Source organism: Nonomuraea basaltis (assembly GCF_005893125.1).
In the GTDB taxonomy this organism is placed as follows: Bacteria; Actinomycetota; Actinomycetes; order Streptosporangiales; family Streptosporangiaceae; genus Nonomuraea; species Nonomuraea basaltis.
Genome location: NZ_VCJS01000135.1, coordinates 16073 through 33821 on the forward strand (window position 1 = coordinate 16073; position 17749 = coordinate 33821).

At 66.6% G+C, this 17749-nt stretch carries 12 protein-coding genes and 2 pseudogenes; 6 read left to right on the plus strand and 8 right to left on the minus strand.

Annotation, left to right across the window (positions count from 1 at the left end):
• Window positions 1-139 precede the first annotated feature (139 nt).
• The gene (locus EJK15_RS43805; RefSeq protein ID WP_138716379.1) at window positions 140-826 is read right to left on the minus strand and encodes a TetR/AcrR family transcriptional regulator; all 687 of its coding nucleotides are present in this window, start codon (window positions 824-826) and stop codon (window positions 140-142) included.
• A 194-nt stretch (window positions 827-1020) separates the two neighbouring features.
• Here EJK15_RS43805 and EJK15_RS43810 point away from each other — a divergent pair, with 194 nt between their 5' ends.
• On the plus strand, window positions 1021-1884 hold the full coding sequence (locus tag EJK15_RS43810) for an SDR family oxidoreductase (protein ID WP_138716380.1): 864 nt from the start codon (window positions 1021-1023) through the stop codon (window positions 1882-1884).
• A gap of 191 nt (window positions 1885-2075) precedes the next feature.
• Here the strand turns inward: EJK15_RS43810 and EJK15_RS43815 are convergent, their stop codons facing one another.
• Together EJK15_RS43815 and EJK15_RS43820 are read right to left on the minus strand one after the other, a co-directional pair.
• On the minus strand, window positions 2076-3563 hold the full coding sequence (locus EJK15_RS43815; RefSeq protein WP_240777593.1) for an alpha/beta hydrolase: 1488 nt from the start codon (window positions 3561-3563) through the stop codon (window positions 2076-2078).
• Window positions 3564-3735: 172 nt separating this feature from the next.
• Window positions 3736-3948: a transposase gene (locus tag EJK15_RS43820; RefSeq protein ID WP_138716381.1), complete on the minus strand. Its 213-nt coding sequence runs from the start codon at window positions 3946-3948 to the stop codon at window positions 3736-3738.
• Between the two features lie 382 nt (window positions 3949-4330).
• Here EJK15_RS43820 and EJK15_RS73320 point away from each other — a divergent pair.
• Window positions 4331-4918, plus strand: a pseudogene (locus tag EJK15_RS73320) (aldehyde dehydrogenase family protein).
• 229 nt (window positions 4919-5147) lie between these two features.
• Here EJK15_RS73320 and EJK15_RS43830 read toward each other — a convergent pair.
• Together EJK15_RS43830 and EJK15_RS43835 are read right to left on the minus strand one after the other, a co-directional pair.
• The gene (locus tag EJK15_RS43830; RefSeq protein WP_206061470.1) at window positions 5148-5963 is read right to left on the minus strand and encodes a CPBP family intramembrane glutamic endopeptidase; all 816 of its coding nucleotides are present in this window, start codon (window positions 5961-5963) and stop codon (window positions 5148-5150) included.
• A 138-nt stretch (window positions 5964-6101) separates the two neighbouring features.
• Entirely contained in the window at window positions 6102-9692 is a 3591-nt protein-coding gene (locus tag EJK15_RS43835) for a WD40 repeat domain-containing protein (protein WP_206061471.1), read from the minus strand.
• An 814-nt stretch (window positions 9693-10506) separates the two neighbouring features.
• Here EJK15_RS43835 and EJK15_RS43840 point away from each other — a divergent pair.
• The 3 genes and pseudogenes from EJK15_RS43840 (at window position 10507) to EJK15_RS43850 (ending at window position 14066) form a co-directional block, all read left to right on the plus strand.
• Window positions 10507-11889: an FG-GAP repeat domain-containing protein gene (locus EJK15_RS43840; RefSeq protein ID WP_171074879.1), complete on the plus strand. Its 1383-nt coding sequence runs from the start codon at window positions 10507-10509 to the stop codon at window positions 11887-11889.
• A 661-nt stretch (window positions 11890-12550) separates the two neighbouring features.
• Window positions 12551-13674, plus strand: a pseudogene (locus tag EJK15_RS75215) (IS1634 family transposase); the annotation flags it as partial.
• A 134-nt stretch (window positions 13675-13808) separates the two neighbouring features.
• On the plus strand, window positions 13809-14066 hold the full coding sequence (locus EJK15_RS43850) for a hypothetical protein (RefSeq protein ID WP_138716385.1): 258 nt from the start codon (window positions 13809-13811) through the stop codon (window positions 14064-14066).
• On the opposite strand, the gene EJK15_RS43855 is transcribed toward EJK15_RS43850, so the two are convergent.
• The 3 genes from EJK15_RS43855 to EJK15_RS43865 all read right to left on the minus strand — a co-directional run bounded on the left by EJK15_RS43855 (window position 14036) and on the right by EJK15_RS43865 (window position 16806).
• A complete protein-coding gene (locus tag EJK15_RS43855; RefSeq protein WP_138716386.1) occupies window positions 14036-15721 on the minus strand; it encodes a hypothetical protein in 1686 nt (561 codons plus the stop codon). The two genes, EJK15_RS43850 and EJK15_RS43855, sit on opposite strands and share 31 nt — an antisense overlap.
• A gap of 83 nt (window positions 15722-15804) precedes the next feature.
• The gene (locus EJK15_RS43860; RefSeq protein WP_171074880.1) at window positions 15805-16182 is read right to left on the minus strand and encodes an ATP-binding protein; all 378 of its coding nucleotides are present in this window, start codon (window positions 16180-16182) and stop codon (window positions 15805-15807) included.
• 129 nt (window positions 16183-16311) lie between these two features.
• Window positions 16312-16806, minus strand: a complete 495-nt coding sequence (locus tag EJK15_RS43865) for an RICIN domain-containing protein (protein WP_138716388.1) — start codon at window positions 16804-16806, stop codon at window positions 16312-16314.
• Between the two features lie 458 nt (window positions 16807-17264).
• Between EJK15_RS43865 and EJK15_RS43870 the strand changes: the two genes are divergently transcribed.
• A partial coding sequence (locus EJK15_RS43870; protein WP_171074881.1) for an nSTAND1 domain-containing NTPase occupies window positions 17265-17749 on the plus strand: 485 nt, incomplete at its 3' end.

Below are 17749 nucleotides of genomic sequence, written 5' to 3' on the forward strand. Positions count from 1 at the left end.
CTAGGACCGATTCCGGACGATCTACTTCCGGTTCATCTCGTGACCACCTAGTCTGCTCGCGTGCCGACCGATCTCAGCCCCACCGCACGAGCTCTGCGAAACCTTTCCATCGTGGCCAGGGCCGTAGCGCGGTGCTGGATCAGCGTTGCAGCCACTCGTCGAGAAGCGCGGCCTCAGCTTTGCTGAGACTGGGCAGTTCGGGCAGGAGGGTGCGGAAGGTCGCAACGACGGCCGCCGGGTCCTGGGTGGGGACAGCGGGCCCATCTGCGAGGATGGCGCGAGCGATCGCGTCGAAGGCGGCGTCGGCCAGGTGCGGGTCGCTTTGCTCTGGTGGCAGGGTCAGCAGGGTGTGGACGGTTCCGATCCCCGCCGAGCGGATGAGGTTGACGGCGCGTTCCTCGCTCACCCGAAGCCGCCCGGCGGCGGCGATTCTGTGCACACGCTCGGCGAGGATCAGCACACCCATGACCTGTGCCGGGGTGTCGCGTGCGCGGGCCGGGTCGAGCAACAGGCCGTAGACGTACGGGTTGGCCAGGCCGAAGCTGATCTGCGTATTCCATCCGGCGCGGAGGTCTTCTACAGGGTCGTCCGAGGGAGCGGTGGTCTGCTTGCTCGCCACATGTTCGGCGAAGACATGCTCCGCGGCGGCATCCAGCAGGTCGTCCTTGCCCTGGAAGAAACGGTAGAGAGCAGGAGGCTGCAGCCCGGCCTCGTGGGCCACGCGGCGCGTGGTCACCGCGGCCGGCCCTTGGTCGCGCAGCAGGCCTGCCGCAACCTTCACGATGCGGTCCCGGGTGATGTCTCGCCGCTGCGTGTTCGGTGCCATGGAGACGATGGTATCGCCCATGCGTGACAGGCGATGTTATCGCTGATATTGCCAATCCTCCGCTGTCGACCTGTGCGAAGTTGCTGGCAGCATCAGCCCATCTCCGGATGGACTCATGCGGTTGCATCCAACGGAATTATCAGTGTTATCGTTATTCTTGTTCCGTTGGAAACACCATCAGACTGGAGCCACCGATGCTGATCGTCACGGGAGCCACCGGCCACCTCGGGTCGCTGATCGTCAACCGCCTGCTGGAGCGGGTACCGGCCGACAGGATCGCCGTCAGTGTGCGCGACGTGAGCAAGGCCGCCGACCTCGCCGAGCGCGGCATCCGAGTCCGAGCGGGAGACTTCACCGAACCCGACAGTCTGAAGTACGCCTTCGAAGGTGCCGAGCGCGTCCTGGTCGTCTCCGCGGCCATTCGAGGCGGCGGCGCGTTGACCGCCAACAGCGCCGCCATCGACGCAGCACGGGAAGCGGGCGCCCAACACATCCTGTACACCAGCCACCAGGCTGCCTCTCCCCTGTCGCGCTTCCCGCCGCAGAAGGTCCACGCGGCAACCGAGGAGCACCTCAAGCAGCAAGGAGTCCCCTACACCGCTCTTCGCAACGGGTTCTATGCCTCCACCTTGGGCTACTACATCGGCGCGGCGCTGGAGACCGGCACGCTCGCCGTGCCACAGGATGGCCCGGTGTCCTGGACGGCCCACGAGGACCTGGCAGAAGCCGCGGCCTTCGCCCTGACCGAAGACAGTGCGCTCGAAGGAATCACGCCGCCGCTGACAGCGCCCCACACGCTGGACTTCGCCGACGTTGCCGAAATCCTCAGCCGCATCACCGGCCGGACCATCACCCGAGTCATCATGGACGACAACGAGTGGACATCCGCAGCAGTCGCCAGCGGGATGCCGCGGCCGGCTGCGGAGTTCTCCTTGACGATGTTCGCGGCATCGCGCAATGGCGAGTTCAACGCCACCAACCCCACACTGGAAGCCACCATCGGTCACCCCGCGAAGACCGTCCACGAGGTCTTGGAGGCCGCCTTGCGCTCCCGGTAAACCGACCAGCCCTTGCTTGGTCCTGGCGGGTCGCCACCTCCGCGCCGCGACCCGCCAGGAACAGCGACGGCGGCTCGGTCGCCCTGCTCCGGGATCCCGCGTCGGTGCCGCTCCTGCTGGCGGAGGTCGACCTGTCCTGACAGCCGGAAATGCCCCGGCCGGTGGTGCGGTCGGGGCATTCGCGGGGAGGGTCAGGCCGCGCAGGTGGTGTTCGGGGACGGCACCTTGCCGTCCAGCACGTACGACTCCACCGTGCTCATCACGCACCCGTTGCCGCTCAGGTAGGCGCCATGGCCCTCGCCTTCGTAGGTGACCAGGACGCCCGTCTTGAGCTGCTGCGTCAACGTGGTGGCCCACGTGTAGGGCGTGGCGGGGTCCCCCTTGCCGCCGACCACCACGATGGGCGCCGAGCCCGTGGCGTCGATGCGCTTGGCCGCGTTGTCCCCCTTGACCGGCCAGTGGGTGCAGTACAGGGCCGTGCCCTCCGTCGCCAGGATCGGGAAGACCTTCCTGATCTTCTCGTTGATCGCGACGGTCTCGGCGGCGCTGGGCCGTTCAGCGGTGTCGGCGCAGTTGATGGCGGTCAGGCTGGTCAGCATCGTCGAGTACGTCCCGTCCGCTTTCCGGCCCATGTAGACATCGGCCATGGAGAGCAGCGCGGTGCCGTCCCCCTTGACGGCCGCCGCGGCGGCCTTTTCCAGCGCCGGCCAGGTGGCCTTGGCGTACAGCGGGGCGATGACGCCGTGCTGGGCCAGCACGTACGTGAGCTCGCGGTCCCCCACCTTGAGCGGCTTGTCCTTCAGCCCATCGAGCACCTGCTCGACGGTTCGCTCCACGGTGGCCGGGTCGGCGCCCAGGTCGCACTTCTGCGCCACGCAGTCCTTGGCGAACGCCTCGAAGGCCTGGTCGAAGCCGGTCGCCTGGGTGACCGCCCGCTCTTCCCAGGTGACCGTCGGGTCGAGAGCGGCGTCGAGGACGAAGCGGCCGACGTTCTTGGGGAAGTGGGTGGCGTAGACGGCGCCGAGGTGGGTGCCGTAGGACAGTCCGAAGTAGTTGAGCTTCTCGTCCCCGACGGCCGCCCTGATGAGGTCGAGATCCTTGGCGGCCTGCACAGTGCCCACGTACGGCAGGATCTTGCCGGAGTCCTGCTCGCACGCCGCGGAGAACTCCTTGGCCAGCCGGTCGCCGTTCTCGGCGTCGCTCATGGCCTTGAGCAGCTTCTCGATCTGGCCGCCGCACTTGACGCCGGCGCTGCGTTCGACCCCGCGAGGGTCGAAGCTGACCAGGTCGTAGTTACGGCCCAGGGTGCGGAACGCGGCGGCGGCCATGGCCATCGTGTCCACCCCCGACGCGCCGGGGCCGCCGAAGTTGAAGACGAGCGAGCCGCGGCGCTCGCCGGTGGCCTTCACCCGGATCAGGGCGAGGTCGATCTTCTCGCCGCCGGGGTCGGCGTGGTCGAGCGGGACCTTGACGGTGCCGCATTCGACGCCGGGGGCGGGGGTGGCAGGCTTGCCGTCGGGGCCGATCAGGTCCTTGCACGCGGTCCACGCGATCGTGTCCGCGGGCTTCGACGGTGTCGACTCTTTGGGGGCCGACTCATTAAGGGCCGGCTTGCTGGTGATACCGCAGCCGACGAGGACCGCCGCGCCGAGGAGGAATGTCACGATGCGCTGCTTCATACCAACAAGCATGGTGTCTACGGCATATGGTCATGTAGTGGTAGCTAACACCACTTACGGGTGACTTTGGGGAATCGCCAGACATGACGAATGTCAGTTGCTCCGGGGCCTGCGGGCCATCCACATCCCGACGAAGCCGAATTGCTTGACCGTTACAAGAAGGTACCCCAGTTCAGGCAGTGAGCGGGCTGTCGCGCTTGGACGGAAAGTCGATGACCTCGCACAGGTCGGCCAAGTTGACGTGCTGGGCGACCTCTTGAATCCGAGAGCAATAAGCGAGCAGGTAGCGGCGACCGCGCACGGTCTGCGTGATGCGGAAGCGTTGGCACTGGTCAAGCACGATGACCTCTACTTCGATGCCGGAGGGCCCGTACCCGACGTTCACGGCAGGAGACTACGCCAAATCGGATGCAAGCTAATAATCCGGACATTTATCCGATTGCAATTCCTGCTGTGGAGGGATGCTCACACCGACCAGGTAAACGGCCCTGGTCCGCGAGAGTTTCGCCGAGCTAGGCCTACTTCTCACGGTTCCTGCTCCCCTTCCTCCCCAGAGCTCTTCACTGTGGGGTATTGACCATGTTGAGCGCGTTGACGTACCTGCACGGCCATTCCCACCGATCAACTCAGCCGCATCGTGGCCACGAACACCGTGATCGGGACCCTCTGGTGCCTGTCGCGTATGCGGGGGCCAGGATCGCTGAATCAGCCGAAGAGACGATGGCATGCGATGTTGCGCAGTCGAAACTCACGTTTGCGAGAAGGGAATGGATTTGCCCCGGCTCGGTAGACCCATCAGCGCTTGCGGCTACGCGGCAGCCCTGGAAGGGGTCAAGGTCGGCCCCGCACTCGACCCCACCAGTCACATGGGCCCGCTGATCGACAAGGCCAGCGTCGCCAGGGTCGACCGCATCGTCGAGGACGCCGCCGACTACGCCAAGATCATCGTCTAGGGTGGCCCGGTCACCGACCCCGACCTGGCCGGTGGCGCGTTCTTCCGGCCCGCCCTGATCGAAGTCGACCAGGTCGACGCCCCCATCGTCCAGCAGGAAGTGTTCGGCCCGGTCCAGACCTTCGAAGTCTTCGACGACGAGACCGACGCGATCCAGCGAGCGAACGCCACCGAGTTCGGCTTGGCCGCCTCCGTGTTCACTCTCGACGACTTGCGGGCTCGCCGCGTCGCACGCGACCTGCGCTTCGGTGGCATCTGGTTCAACACCTGGGGCACGATGTCCGAACACTTCGAGCAGGGCGGCATGAAGCAGAGCGGCTACGGCACGCTGTGCGAACCGTCCGCCATGAGCGAGTTCCAGCACCTCAAGACCTACGGCAGCATGGCCCCACAGCCGGCCTGAGAGCCCGGCTCAGCGCCGGCCCTGGGGCTGGCGCTGGGCCCGCCACCGCCGAACACAGCACCCCGATCCCACCGCGCTCACTCGTTCGTGGCGAGCGGAAGACCACCGCAGGGATCTGCTTCGGTGAGCACATCTGCCGCGAATAAAGGCGCGCTACCGCGCACTCCTTGACCAGCCTGCACCATCCAGCGCAAGCGACGAAGCGGGCATCACCTCGCGTAACGCCCTCTTACATCGAGTACGCGCCGGAGGCGAGGGCGATGACGCCGACCACGGTCATCAGCAGCGCCGAGCCGGGGTGCATGGCGATGGAGATGCGGATGTCCTGCTTCTTCCAGGCGAGCCAGACGCCCGGGTAGAGGAAGACGAGCTTCGACAGGACCGTCCAAGGGGCCCAGAAGTGGTACACCGAGAAGAAGAAGGTGTTGAAGAACGGGGCCCACTTGCCGAGCTGCGGGAGGCGGGGCAGCAGGAAGCCGCGGAAGTAGTACTCCTCGAGCAAGGGCAGGGTGAAGCCGGTGAACGGCGCGCAGATGAGCAGCGTGGTGAGCACGAGCTCCTGCGAGTAGCCCTGGAGGTAGGCAGTGCCGTCGGGGCCGGCGCCCTGGTAGTCCACCCAGGTGAAGAACCAGTCGTAGACGATGTTGTCCAGCGGGGTCAGCGAGAGCGAGACCACGCTCATCCACACGAGGCACGCGGCCCCGAGCCAGAAGGCCTTGCCGCGCGAGAGCGGCTTGTCGCGGTAGTGGACGACGCCCTTCATCGTGAAGCGGCCGGTCTGCTTCTTGCCCAGCCACAGCAGGAATAGCTGGAGGGGGAAGAGCACAACCGCCAGGGCGATGGCCCAGGCCAGGAAGATCGGGAAGTTGATCGCCCGGACCAGGGGGGCGGCGATGAACGCGTACACGGCGACGATGACCGCGCCGGGCACCAGGTGCAGTGCGATGGAGAACGGGACGGAGTGACGGTCGGCGAGGAGCTTGGCGACGAAGCCTTTCGGCTGGGCGCCTTGGGTGTCGGCCGGGGGCCGCATTGCTGTATCCATGCCGAGAATCGTGGCCCCGCGACCCGACACGGAGCTGACATCGCTCTGATACGGCTTCGAGTCGCCGTGAAAGGCGCAGGTTACGGTGGGCGCGGACCGGGCGGGAGCTATCGGGTCGCTCCCGCGCTGCCTTCAGGTTCAGTGACACAGGGGCTGGTTCGGCCAGGACGGGACGTGTCTGCGCCATTCTTCGTCGGTGAGGTCGGCTTTGGTCGCGGTGCAGACGTATGCTGCGGCGTGCTCCACATTTGTGATCCAGCGCAGGACGTTGCCGGTCACGCCGCCGGTCAGCAGTCCGCCGGGGACGTAGGCCACGCCGGCTAGGCCGGTGCTCGCGGTGAAGGTCACTGTGGCTGAGCGGCTTCGGATGTCCCACAGGTGGACTGTCTTGTCCAGGCCCGTACTGGCCAGTTCCTGTCCGTCTGGACTGAAGGCCACTTTGAGGACCTCGGCGGTGTGTCCGGTCAGGACGGCGATTTGCGTGCGGCTCTTGGCGTCCCAGAGGCGGACGGTTTTGTCGTCGCCGACGCTTGCGAGTGTGGCACCGTCCGGGCTGAACGCGACGTCGCGCACTACACTGGCGTGGCCGGTCAGCGGCTCGCCGAGCGGGCTTCGGGTCGCCACGTCCCACAGTCGCACGGTCGTGTCGTTGGCGGCGGTGGCGAGGATACGCCCGTCTGGGCTGAATGCGACACCGGTGACCGAGTCGGTGTGGCCGGTCAGTGGGGTACCGACCTGTTTGCGTGCTGCAACGTCCCACAGCCGGACTGTGGTGTCCATGCCGGCGGTGGCGATCAGGGCTCCGTCGGGGCTGATCGCGACTCCACGGACCCAGCCGGTGTGACCGGTGAGCGGAGCACCGAGCTGCTTGCGGCTCGCTGTGTCCCACAGGCGAAGCGTTCCATCCCAGCTACCGGTCACCAGGAGCTTGCCTCGCGGGCCGAATGCCATCGCGCGGACCTCGGCGGTGTGCCCGGTGAGCGGAGCGCCGAGCGGCTGGTTGTCTGAGATCCCCCACAGGCGCACGGTCCGGTCGTCGGAGGCGGTGCCCACGACGCCGACGGTGCTGTACGCGACGGCGTAGACCGCGTCGGTGTGCCCGGGCAGAAGGGTCGTCCGCAGCCGCCAGATCAGTAGGGAGCCGTCGGAGTCGCCGCCGCCGAGCGCCGAACCGTCAGGGCTGAAGGAGATGTTGAACACACTGCTTGTCGAGCCGGTGAGCGGGGTACCGAGCGGCCGCCGGGTGGCTACGTCCCACAGCCGGACTGTCTTGTCCCAGCCGCTGCTGGCGAGGGTTCGGCCGTCCGGGCTGAATGCCACGCCGTAGGTGACGCTGGTGTGCCCGGTCAGGGGGCGGCCGATCGGTCTGCGGGTGGCCAGGTCCCACAGCCGCACCGTCTTGTCGTTGCCGGAGCTGGCGACCATAGAGCCGTCGGGGCTGATCGCGACCGCTGTGATCGGACCGTCGTGCCCGGTCAGCGGCTTTCCCACAGCGAGTCGGGTCGCGGCGTCCCAGACCCGCAGCGTGCCGTCGGCGCTGCCGCTCACCACCAGGCGCCCGTCCGGGCTGAACGCGACACCGGTGACGACTCCCGTGTGACCGGTGAGCGGCTCGCCGACCCCTCGGCGTCCAGCGACGTCCCACAACCGCAGCGTCTGATCGGTGGAAGCGGTCACGAGCATCGACCCGTCCGGGCTGAACGCCGCGCCGTTCACCATGTCGGTGTGGCCGGTGAGCGGCGGGCCCAGCGGCTCGTGGGCCGCGGCATCCCACATCCGGACGGTGCCCTTGTCCGCGACGGTGGCCATGACCTGGCCGTCCGGGCTGAACGCCACATCGCGAACCTCGCCGCTGTGGCCGGGAATCCTGGTGGGCAGCGCCACCGCTTGGGTGCTGATCAGGCTGTTGCGGGTGGCCGGGAGGTCCGGTGCGATCCGCCACGAGGCCAGGCTGAGCTGGGCCGCACGCAGCGGATCGACCTCGCGCAGCGCCGTCGCCTCGGCGACGAGCTGGCGCGCGACCGCCACCCGGTGCGCCTCGCGGGCGTCGTTGCGCTGAATCACGGTGATCACCGTCGCGGCGGCCAGCAGCACCACCACCACCGCAGTCGCCAGCCGGATCCGCAAGGCTCGCCGCTTGCGCGCCCGGATCTGCTTGTCCCGCAACCGGATCGCCTCGTCAAGAAACTCGCGTTCGTCGGCGTTGAGCGCCGCGGCGTGGTCCGGCAGATCAGCCCACGCCGTCACCTGATCGAGCTGAGCGGCACGGTAGAGCAGGTCGGGATCGCGGTCTGCGGACTGCCAGACCTGTGTCGCGTCGGTGAGCCGACGGTGCAGCATCAGCCCGTCACGGTCGTCGGTGAGCCAGCGCCGCAGGCGCGGCCAGGCGCGAATGAGCGCCTCATGCGCGACCTCCACACTCTCCTCGCCGATTACCACCAGCCGGGCCGTCGCCAGCCGGTTCAGCACCCCAACCACGGTCGCCTGGTCCGCAACCGTGGCCAGCTCGGTGTGCGCGGCCCGCCGCCGAGTGTCCTCGGTGCCATCGCCAAGAGCCGTCAACCGCAGGAACACCCGACGAGCCGCGTCTCTCTCCGCGTCGTCGAAGTCGGCGTAGGTGCGCTCGGCGGTCTGTGCCAGTGCCCCGTGCGCACCACCGGAAGCGTGGTATCCGGTTTGCGTCAGCATGTTGCCGCGCCGACGGCGCCACGTTTCGAGCAGGGCGTGGGACAGCAGCGGAAGACCGCCGGGCTCGCCTGCGATGTCGGCCAGCAGCGTCGCGATGAGGTCCCGCTCGACGGTCAGCCCGGCGCGCAGCGCGGGCTGCGTGATGGCCGACCGGAGCTCGTCTTTGGTCATCGGCCCGACGAGCACTTGGGCGCCCTGACCAAGCACCTCTGCCAGGCCGGGATGCGTCGCGCAGTGGCCGTAGAAGTCGGCGCGGATCCCCAGCACAACGGTGGCCACCCGCTCCGCGCCGAGCGCGGCGTCGAGAAGCTCGTCAATGAAGCCCGCCCGCTCGGCGGGGTCGGGGCACAAGGTGAACAACTCCTCGAACTGGTCGACCACCAGCAGGACACGCTTGTCGCCGCTGGGATCGGCGAGCCGAAGCGTTCTATCGAGCCAGCCGGGTTCGCCGTAGTCGGGTTCGCGCCCGCCCCACCCGGCCACGGCGTAGGCCAGCTCCTGCAGCGGCGATTGGGTGGGGGTCAGGAGAATCCACGACCACTCGTGCCCGGAGAACGCTGGGTGCGACCGTGAAGCCGGCAGGAGCCCGGCGCGGATCAGCGAGGACTTCCCGCTGCCGGACGCGCCGAACACCGCGACGACGGGCGTCCCGGTGACCCGATGCACCACATGCTCGACCAGCCGCTCCCGGCCGAAGTAGCGGTCCACGTCCTCCGGCCCATACGCGGCGAGCCCGAGATAGGGCGCGGCGAAGTCGCCCCCCACGCTGCCGCCCGCGAGTTCGGCCTCGGCTTCGCGCCAGCGTTTCTCCCACGCCGCACGGTCACCACCGCACGCGGCGACATAGGCCAGCGTGACCGCCAGGCTCGGCAGGCGCTCGCCGCCCGCGGCCTCGGCCAGCGCCGTCACCGAGTAGTGCGCGGCCTTGGCCATCGTCCGGTAACTGGGCCGCCCGGCAGAGTCGCGCAAACCGCGGAGTTCGTGCGCGAGTCGCTGCACCGGTCCAGCGGTCGGGTCCAGAGCCCGCTCAGGCCTGCCCATCTCCGCCCTGCCTCGCTGTAGTTGTTTGTTCAGTGCTCGACCTGGGGCTGAACAAGTCGGGGCAAACCTAACATGCGGTAGACCACTGACACAGGCGCAGGAAGGCAGCACGTGAACCAACGAAGAGCAGGGCGACGGTGAACCGAAGCGGTGCCATTCACGCGCCTGGCGACGAGCGCAACAGTCGTCGGGGTCGTGATGCCTTGTCTCGTAAAACCCTAGACCAGGATCAGGCACCGGCATACGGAAGGGGAACCATGGCCTTATTGCGGCGATGGGCGATGTTAGCCGTCGCTATCATCTCAGCTCCCGTCTTCACCAGCGCGTCTCCCGCGCTGGCGGAGGACTCCAGCAAGGCGAACGACCCGGTCACGGCTCTGGGGGATGCTCCATTCCTCCCTGTGGCGAGCTGGGGAACAACTCCAGTGCTCTTATCGAGTATCGCTGGAAGGACGACGTCCTCCAGCGGTATGTCCGGAGTTTGTCGTCCGGCCCGTAACCCCTCTGTTCTGGACAACATCCGGCCGCTAGACAAGACGCTGTGACCACGCGAACGAGGACGACCTTTCGGCTCGGAGTGGGGCTGCTTCATGCATCGGATTGATATACCGCGGGACATAAAGGGCCAGGTCCTACGGCTGTCAACATGGGACGGCCCCACGGGCCCACGATACCAATAGAGGTCGAAATCGGCGGTACGGCATTACGTGCCGGAGATGAGTGTTTCGGCCACCGGCGAATGATCTGGACGCTTCTCCGACCGCAACAGATAAGCGACGAATTAGGACGAGCGAACAACGAAGGGATTCACTCCATGCGTAGATTGCCTTCTGCTGCCATAGCCGCGGCAGCCGCGGCGCTGTTAACCGTTATATCGAGTGCACCCGCTTACTCGGCATCGGCACAAGCAGCCTCAAGCTCTTCGGCCGCCGCCTTTGACGGCGAAGTCTGGATCAAGAACAACACATCATATTACTACTATATCAAGGCGGCGAAGAACTGGTACGCCCCCGGTGAAGAGGATGACCCACGGCAAGTTGAAGACAAGTGCGATGATCAGCTACTTGATTATAGAGACTGCAACGGCACCACAAACAGCCCGAACCAGTATGCGTATCTGGGCCCGGGAAACCAAACTCCGGATGACGAATGGGATGCCTACCTCGTGCCGAAGGGGTGCGAGGTCAGCGGTGTCGTCTCCACCTTCGACAAGCTTACGAATAAAGGAATCGCGGCCAGCTTCGCCTGGAATCGGCGCAGCAGCTCCGAGGGTCTCTGGGTCCGCAACAGCTCCCCGGGCCCTGGGAAGGTGAGAACCGTCTCCATCGATCGCGTCGCGTGTAACGTCTCAGACGATGATGGCGTTTCAAACCCGCCACAGCCTCAGCCCTCTCCAACTCCAACCTCGACAACAGCACCCTCTCCGCCCACGCCGACGTCAATCGCGGTCAAGCGGAACGACTATAACCGCAATGGCGTAAGCGACATCGTGGCTGTGCGCGACGATTGCCTGCACCGATGGTCCGGAAACGGCAGCGGCGGCTTCTCCTACATCAACACCTACGGGTGCGGGTGGGGCGCGTATTCGGCATCACTCACTGCTGTCGGTGACATCACGAACGACGGTGTCGGAGACCTCGTAGCTGTCCTCAACGATTGCCTGCACCGATGGTACGGAAACGGCAACAGCGGCTACAACTACGGCGGTACGTACGGGTGCGGGTGGACCCCATACGCCGGCACATTGACGGGTGTGGGCGATATCAACAGGGACGGCGTCGGGGACCTCGTGGCCGTGCGCGACGACTGGGTTCACCGCTGGTACGGCAACGGCAGTGGTGGATTCACTCACGCTGGCACCTACGGCAGCGGCTGGACTCCCTATGCAGGTTCCCTCACCGGCGCGGCTGACATCAACAGGGACGGAATCGGCGACCTTGTCGCGATCCGCGACGATTGCCTGCACCGTTGGTACGGCAACGGCAACGGCGGCTTCAACTACAAGGGAACGTACGGGTGCGGGTGGACCCCATACGCCAGCACATTGACGGGTATGGGCGACATTAACAAGGACGGCGTCGGCGACCTTCTGGCAGTCCGCGACGATTATCTCCACCGCTGGTACGGCAACGGCAACGGCGGCTACAACTACGGCGGTACGTACGGAAGCGGGTGGAATGTGTACCCCATTCGCTGACCACCACAGCGTGGACACTCGAGCGTTACAAGATCGGCCCAATGCGCGGGAGTTCCAGGTGTCACGGATGTCGGCCAGTACAGTCGGCGGTTGGCACTGGAGAGCGGCGAGTGTCAGTCGCTGGCCCGCATGGCGCATGTGTCGACCGAGAGGCCAACGGCCTGCGGATAGTCCGATCTGTACTGGACGCTGACGCGAATCGCCAAGATCATCGAGCACCTGCCCCGGGCGAGCTCTACCGTGGCCGGTGCTCGTTGCTTCCTACACCGGCTCGGCTGGACCTGCTCCTATCTGGGGTAGTCAAGCGAACTAATTAGCTGGTCAGCCGCTTGAAGGTGCGTAAGGTGCGTAAGGCACGTAGGCCGCCCGCGGATGCCGTGCCTGTGGCTCATCGAGATGCGCGTGAGAGCGTGGGTGACCCCACCCGCAACAGCTCCAGCCTTCCGGCAGGGATTGCGGCCCTGCCACCACCGCCCAGGAGAACCCCGTGAAGACGCTCACCATCCACCCCGCCGGACTACCTGGTGCGGTCCTCTCGCTCTGACCCGACTTGGATCACGTTCAAGATCAATTCCGAGTGTTAGGTCGCTGGCCTTGGGATTTGCCGTCGAGAATGGCGAAAAGTGCGCACTAAACCGGCCGCATCTCTACCCTGTAGGCCGTGTCCCCGTACGTGCGGACGGTGAAAACGGCCTCAGGTGCCCGCGCGGTGCAGATCGTGTACCTCGCGCCGCGGGTCCCGGGAGATCGAGCACATCGGATCCGCCCACGACGACGCCGAACTGGAGACGCTCAAGGCCATCGCCCGTCAGCGGCTGGCCGCCGGGCAGGAAGAGCTGGACCTCGGGCTGGACGCTGGCCCGGCCACGGGCGGGCCGCTGGAAATCGCCAGTTCCCGGATGGGACATCTGTGGGAGGCCCTGTCTCGCGCCTATGCCGCGCTCGGGTTCGACGCCGCGACCACAGGCGATGAGGTGTTCCGGCAGCTGGTGCTCGCCCGGGTGATCGAACCGGTCAGCAAGCACGACAGCCTGCGCGTGCTGGACGAAGCGGGCATCACCTCGGTGTCGTATGCGACGGTGAAACGCCGGTTGCCGCTTTATGCGGAAGAACGGTGGCGCACGGCCCTGGCCGGGGCGTGCGCGGCGCACGCCCCGGCTGGGACCGGCCTCGCTGGTGCTCTACGACGTCTCCACCCTGTATTTCGAGACTGACGCCGGGGACGGGTTCCGTGAGCCGGGCTTCTCCAAGGAGCGGCGGCTGGATCCGCAGATCACGATCGGGCTGTTGACCGACGCCTCTGGGTTCCCGCTGATGGTGCAGGCCTTCGAGGGCAACAAGGCCGAGACGCACACCATGCTCCCGGTGATCCAGGCGTTCATGACCGCCCACCGGCTCGCCGACGTCACCGTCGTCGCCGACGCGGGGATGATCTCCGAGGCGAACAAGCAGGCCCTCGAGCAGGCGGGCCTGTCGTTCATCCTCGGCATGAAGATCCCCGAGGTCCCCTACGTGGTCAAGCAGTGGCGGCGCGAACACCCCGACACCCAGATTCCCGACGGGCACATCTTCATCCAGCCCTGGCCCGCCGCAGCTACGCAGTCCCGCCGGGACCAGATGATCTACTACCAGTACCGGGCCGACCGGGCCCGGCGCACCCTGCGCGGGATCGACGAGCAGGTCGCCAAGGCCGAACGCGCCGTCGACGGCCAGGCGCCGGTCAAACGCAACAGGTTCATCCGGCTGGACGGCGCGCTCAAGAGCGTCAACCGGCCCGCCGCGGCGGCCGCCGCGTAGTGGGGCGTCACCCTCGTGCTCCTCGGACTGGCCGCACTGACGGAGCTCGTCCTCGGCGGTGCGGTCAACTTCGTGCCGAGCACCTTCGCAATGCCATCACCCAGGCACACACCCCCGACGCCATGCGCGGCCGGATCCAGGGATCGCTCACTGTCGTCCTCCTCGGAGGGCCGCACATCGCGAACCTGCTGCACGGGGCCAGCGCATCGATCCTCGACCATCGCGTGGTGATCTGCGCCGGCGGGCTGCTCACCACCGTGACCGTGGCGGCGATCACCGGGGCACTGCCAGAGCTGCGAAACTACACCCCCGGCACCACCACCTCTGACCCCACCGAGAACCTAGGATCCTATTTCCATTCGGTGGTGCACCAGGCATAGCGCCGGGTCTTCGGGTGGACTTGGCAGGCCTTGAAGTCGATCCGGTTGGCCGTTCTTTGGAACCAGCCCTTGATTGTTCTTTTCTTCTGGTTGCCGCAGGCCACCCAATGCTTCCAGTTGCTGTAGACCTTGCCGTCCATCCGGACGAGCGCGCCGATGCATCGTCCGTCTGGCCGGTTGTCGTAGACCTCGGCGTTGATGTAGAGCTCATAGGGCGCTCTTCCATGCCACCACACCCTGCCATCGAAGACGCCAGGGAGACCGATGGGATCGAATCCCGTTCGAGCGTTTGCTCTGAAGTTGCGGCCAGGGGCGCCTACGATGACTGCCTCGTCTTCTTCGGGGATGGTCTCCGTGATGGGCAGTTCCGGGGGGTTGTCGTATTCAACGGGCATCGGGGGGTCGGTGAAATAGCCCCGCATTGACACCTGGACGTGGGTGGTGCCCGGACCGCGGTTGGTGATGGTCACACGCCCTTGGGAGTCGGGGATGACCAGGTCGAATCCGGTGGTGCTCTCCGCCTCGTCGTAGTTGACGCTGGAGATGCCAGGGTCGCCGTCCTCGGACGGATAGGCGGTGAGCCAGCCCCTGCCGGTCGGCCGCTCAGCCTGAATGGTGAGCGCGGCGGAAGCCATGGTCTTCTCGCCCAGGTCGATACCCTGTGTGACGTCAAAGGTGACGGACGCTCCCGGGGCAAGGTCCTGAGTGCTGCCGCCTGGCACACCGGCGCCGGTAAGCGTCTCGACGATGACCTTGGACGGGACGGCCACATAACCTGCGCCGCCCTCCTCCGCGGTTGCCTTGAAGTAACCGCGGAGAGTGAGTGCCACGTGCACCGTGCCGCTGCCGCGGTTCTCGAGGATCAGTTTGCCGCTGCCGGTCAACTGGGCCACGGTGAAGCTGCTGTCGGTCTCGTTGGGGACATAGTCCACCGTTGCCACGTTGTTTCCCGGCTGATCGGACGGGTGCAGGTTCAACCAGCCTCTTTGACCCTGGGACCAGGCCACGACGTTCAGCGCCACCGCGTTGGCGCCGGTAGCGGGAATGCTCCGCTGTCCCGCTACGTCGATCGTCACCGATGATTTGGCCGGGATGGGAGTGGCCTCATGGGCTGGGGATCCCGTGACGTGGTCGGGGCGGGTGTCGTACAGATATTCGGTCTCGACCGGGTAGTACTCGTTGCCCGCCTGAGTGTCGGTGGCGCTGAGGAAATAGCCGCGGACGGCGACGACGATGTGCACCGGGGCGTCGCTGTTGTTGACGACAGACACCATGCCTGTGCTCGTGAGGCGGGTGAAGTCCTCGCCCGTGACGTTCTCGCCCTGGTGAAAGTTCAGCGTTGACACGGTGGACGGGGCGTCGGATGGGTGGACGGTTAACCAGCCGGACTGCTCCGCTCCAATCGCGGTGATGTTCAGGGCAACCGCCGACACCCCGGAAGCCGGTACGTCCGCTTGGCCGGCGACCTGGAAGGTGACCTGGCCCCTGCCCGGGACCTTGGTGGAGCCGACACCGCCGGTCCCATTGCGGGTGTCCGCGAGCACGGCCGGGTTCACGACCATGAACTGGCTGTCCGGGGCCTCGTCGGCCCTGGCCGGATGAATCGACGAGGTCGCCGTCATCAGCGAAATCAGCAGGATGAGTACGGTTGCCACGGCTGTGACGGCACGCCCGGTCGGGCGAGCATGAACAGAATGCATACGTGCACCTTTCGTATTCGGTTTTGCGGTTTTGGGAATCAGGCCAAGAAAGCCGTCCCCTTTCTCAGGGGAACGGTGGCGCTTGTCGTGGTGCCTTCTCCCTGTACGCCGTTGACGGTGAGGCGGCCGCCCAGTCCGGCGACTTGGGCCCGCCGACCGTGCAGGCGGGCCTCGAACGCCTCCGCCGACATCCCGCGGCCGTCATCGCTGACGGTCAAGCGCAGTCTGTCGGCGGTCACAGTGAGGGCGATGGAAACGGTACGGGCCGATGCCTGCCGTTCCACCTCCTGCAGGACATCACGGATCGCGCCATGGACGATCTCGGCGATCACGGCAGGAAGCGGCTGTTGCGGCAGAGCCCAGATCTCCACCGCGATCCCCGTCCGCAGCGACCATTCCGCCAAGTAGTCCGCCAAAGCCTGTGAGGCTGTGCGACTGCCTGTTTCGAGTTCCCCATGCGAGCTATTGATCATCTGCTTCTTCCCCGCTCGTCGATAAGTCCAGGGCGCCTGAGCAGGCCGTCCGGAATAGCTGCGCGGGAACGGTCATCGCCGGAGCCAGGCCTGCTCAGAGGTGATCTTGCAGGGCCACTGGATCGCCTTCTTGCCCTTGCGCTTCTCGCCGGACCCGATGGCGAGGCACATTCCTGTGGCCCTGTTGTGAAGCCGCTGCAGACCGTCGTAGACCCACTCCTGCGCCAGTCCGCCGTCCGTGCACGGCCACTGGATCGCGATCTTCCCCTTCTTCTTCTCACCGCGCCCAATGGCCAGGCACAGCCCGGTCTTGACGTTCACCAGCCGGCGGTCGGGCCGGTAGATCCAGCGCTGCTCCTTGCCCCCGGTACAGGGCCACTGGATCACCGGCTTGGCCGCCTTCACCTCTCCCCGGCCCACGGCCAGGCACATGCCGGTCGCGCCGTTGACGTATGCCCGGCCGGGCCCCGCGGAGGCCACGGCGGCTTGTGCGGACGCGGTGGGCGGCAGGGACAGCACGGTCAGGGCGGTCACCACCACGGCGGCGGTCTTGGAGCTCGTGCGCATGGATGTCCTTCTCGGGTGGTCGATCAAGGGGGGACGAGATCACGAGACTCGTCGCGATCGTCAGCAGTCGTTGATCCCGATCGGCAAGCGGGCTGGGACAGGTCACACGTGCGTGTGCCGGCCCCCGGCGGTTCCCAGCGGTCTCAGCGGCAAGCGGTCCCGTGACCGCTTGCCCGCCGAGGTCTGTGGCACCAGGATCGTGGCGGCAAGATTGTTCGGCACCCCTCATCAGGCGGGCAAACAATGCTTTTCTCGGCAGAACGGTTCCTCTCCGCGTCTCCCCGGCCGGTGGCAGCGGCTCCTGACGCCGATCGACCTTCCGCTGGACTCTTGTCAACGGCCGCGTGTGTCGCTCACGCGCGCAGGCATTCAGGCCTGCGACGCACGCGATCGGCGGGCCCGGGTCAACCGTTGATGTGATCAGCGAGCGTGTCCGAACCGTCTTCGTCGTCTAGTGAATGGAGCCCGTAACGGTGGCAGGCCGTCGTGAAAGTCCGGTGGATCCGGCAGCGGGACCGGTTCAACGCTTTGCCGCTGAGTTACGCAAGCTGCGTCAGGAAGCGGGCGGCCTCACCTATCGGGCCATGGCCAAGCGCGCCGGTTATTCGGTCACCACGCTGTCGCAGGCGGCGGCGGGTGAGCGGCTGGCTTCACTGCCCGTCGTCTTGGCTTTTGTGGAAACATGCGGCGCAGACGTCTCCGCATGGGAGCGCCGCTGGCGGCAGGTCGCTCAGGAACTGGCGCGCGAGAGGGCCGACGATGACGGTGCCGCCGGGCCGTACCTGGGCCTGGCCCCCTACGACACGCACGATTCCAGTCGTTTCTTCGGACGGGAGCGGCTCGTCGAGGAATTGCACGAGCTGCTTGGCCGGCATCGCTTCGCCGCGGTGTTCGGCCCTTCGGGCAGCGGCAAGTCGTCCCTGTTGCGCGCCGGGCTCGTGCC

Bases quoted from the DNA above. Each gene is read 5' to 3' on its own strand.
- EJK15_RS43850 (WP_138716385.1), top strand. From the start codon at position 13,809: ATGCGCGGCCGGATCCAGGGATCGCTCACTGTCGTCCTCCTCGGAGGG.
- EJK15_RS43830 (WP_206061470.1), bottom strand. From the start codon at position 5,963: ATGGATACAGCAATGCGGCCCCCGGCCGACACCCAAGGCGCCCAGCCG.
- EJK15_RS43865 (WP_138716388.1), bottom strand. From the start codon at position 16,806: ATGCGCACGAGCTCCAAGACCGCCGCCGTGGTGGTGACCGCCCTGACC.
- EJK15_RS43810 (WP_138716380.1), top strand. From the start codon at position 1,021: ATGCTGATCGTCACGGGAGCCACCGGCCACCTCGGGTCGCTGATCGTC.
- EJK15_RS43815 (WP_240777593.1), bottom strand. From the start codon at position 3,563: ATGAAGCAGCGCATCGTGACATTCCTCCTCGGCGCGGCGGTCCTCGTC.
- EJK15_RS43840 (WP_171074879.1), top strand. From the start codon at position 10,507: ATGCGTAGATTGCCTTCTGCTGCCATAGCCGCGGCAGCCGCGGCGCTG.
- EJK15_RS43805 (WP_138716379.1), bottom strand. From the start codon at position 826: ATGGCACCGAACACGCAGCGGCGAGACATCACCCGGGACCGCATCGTG.
- EJK15_RS43835 (WP_206061471.1), bottom strand. From the start codon at position 9,692: ATGGGCAGGCCTGAGCGGGCTCTGGACCCGACCGCTGGACCGGTGCAG.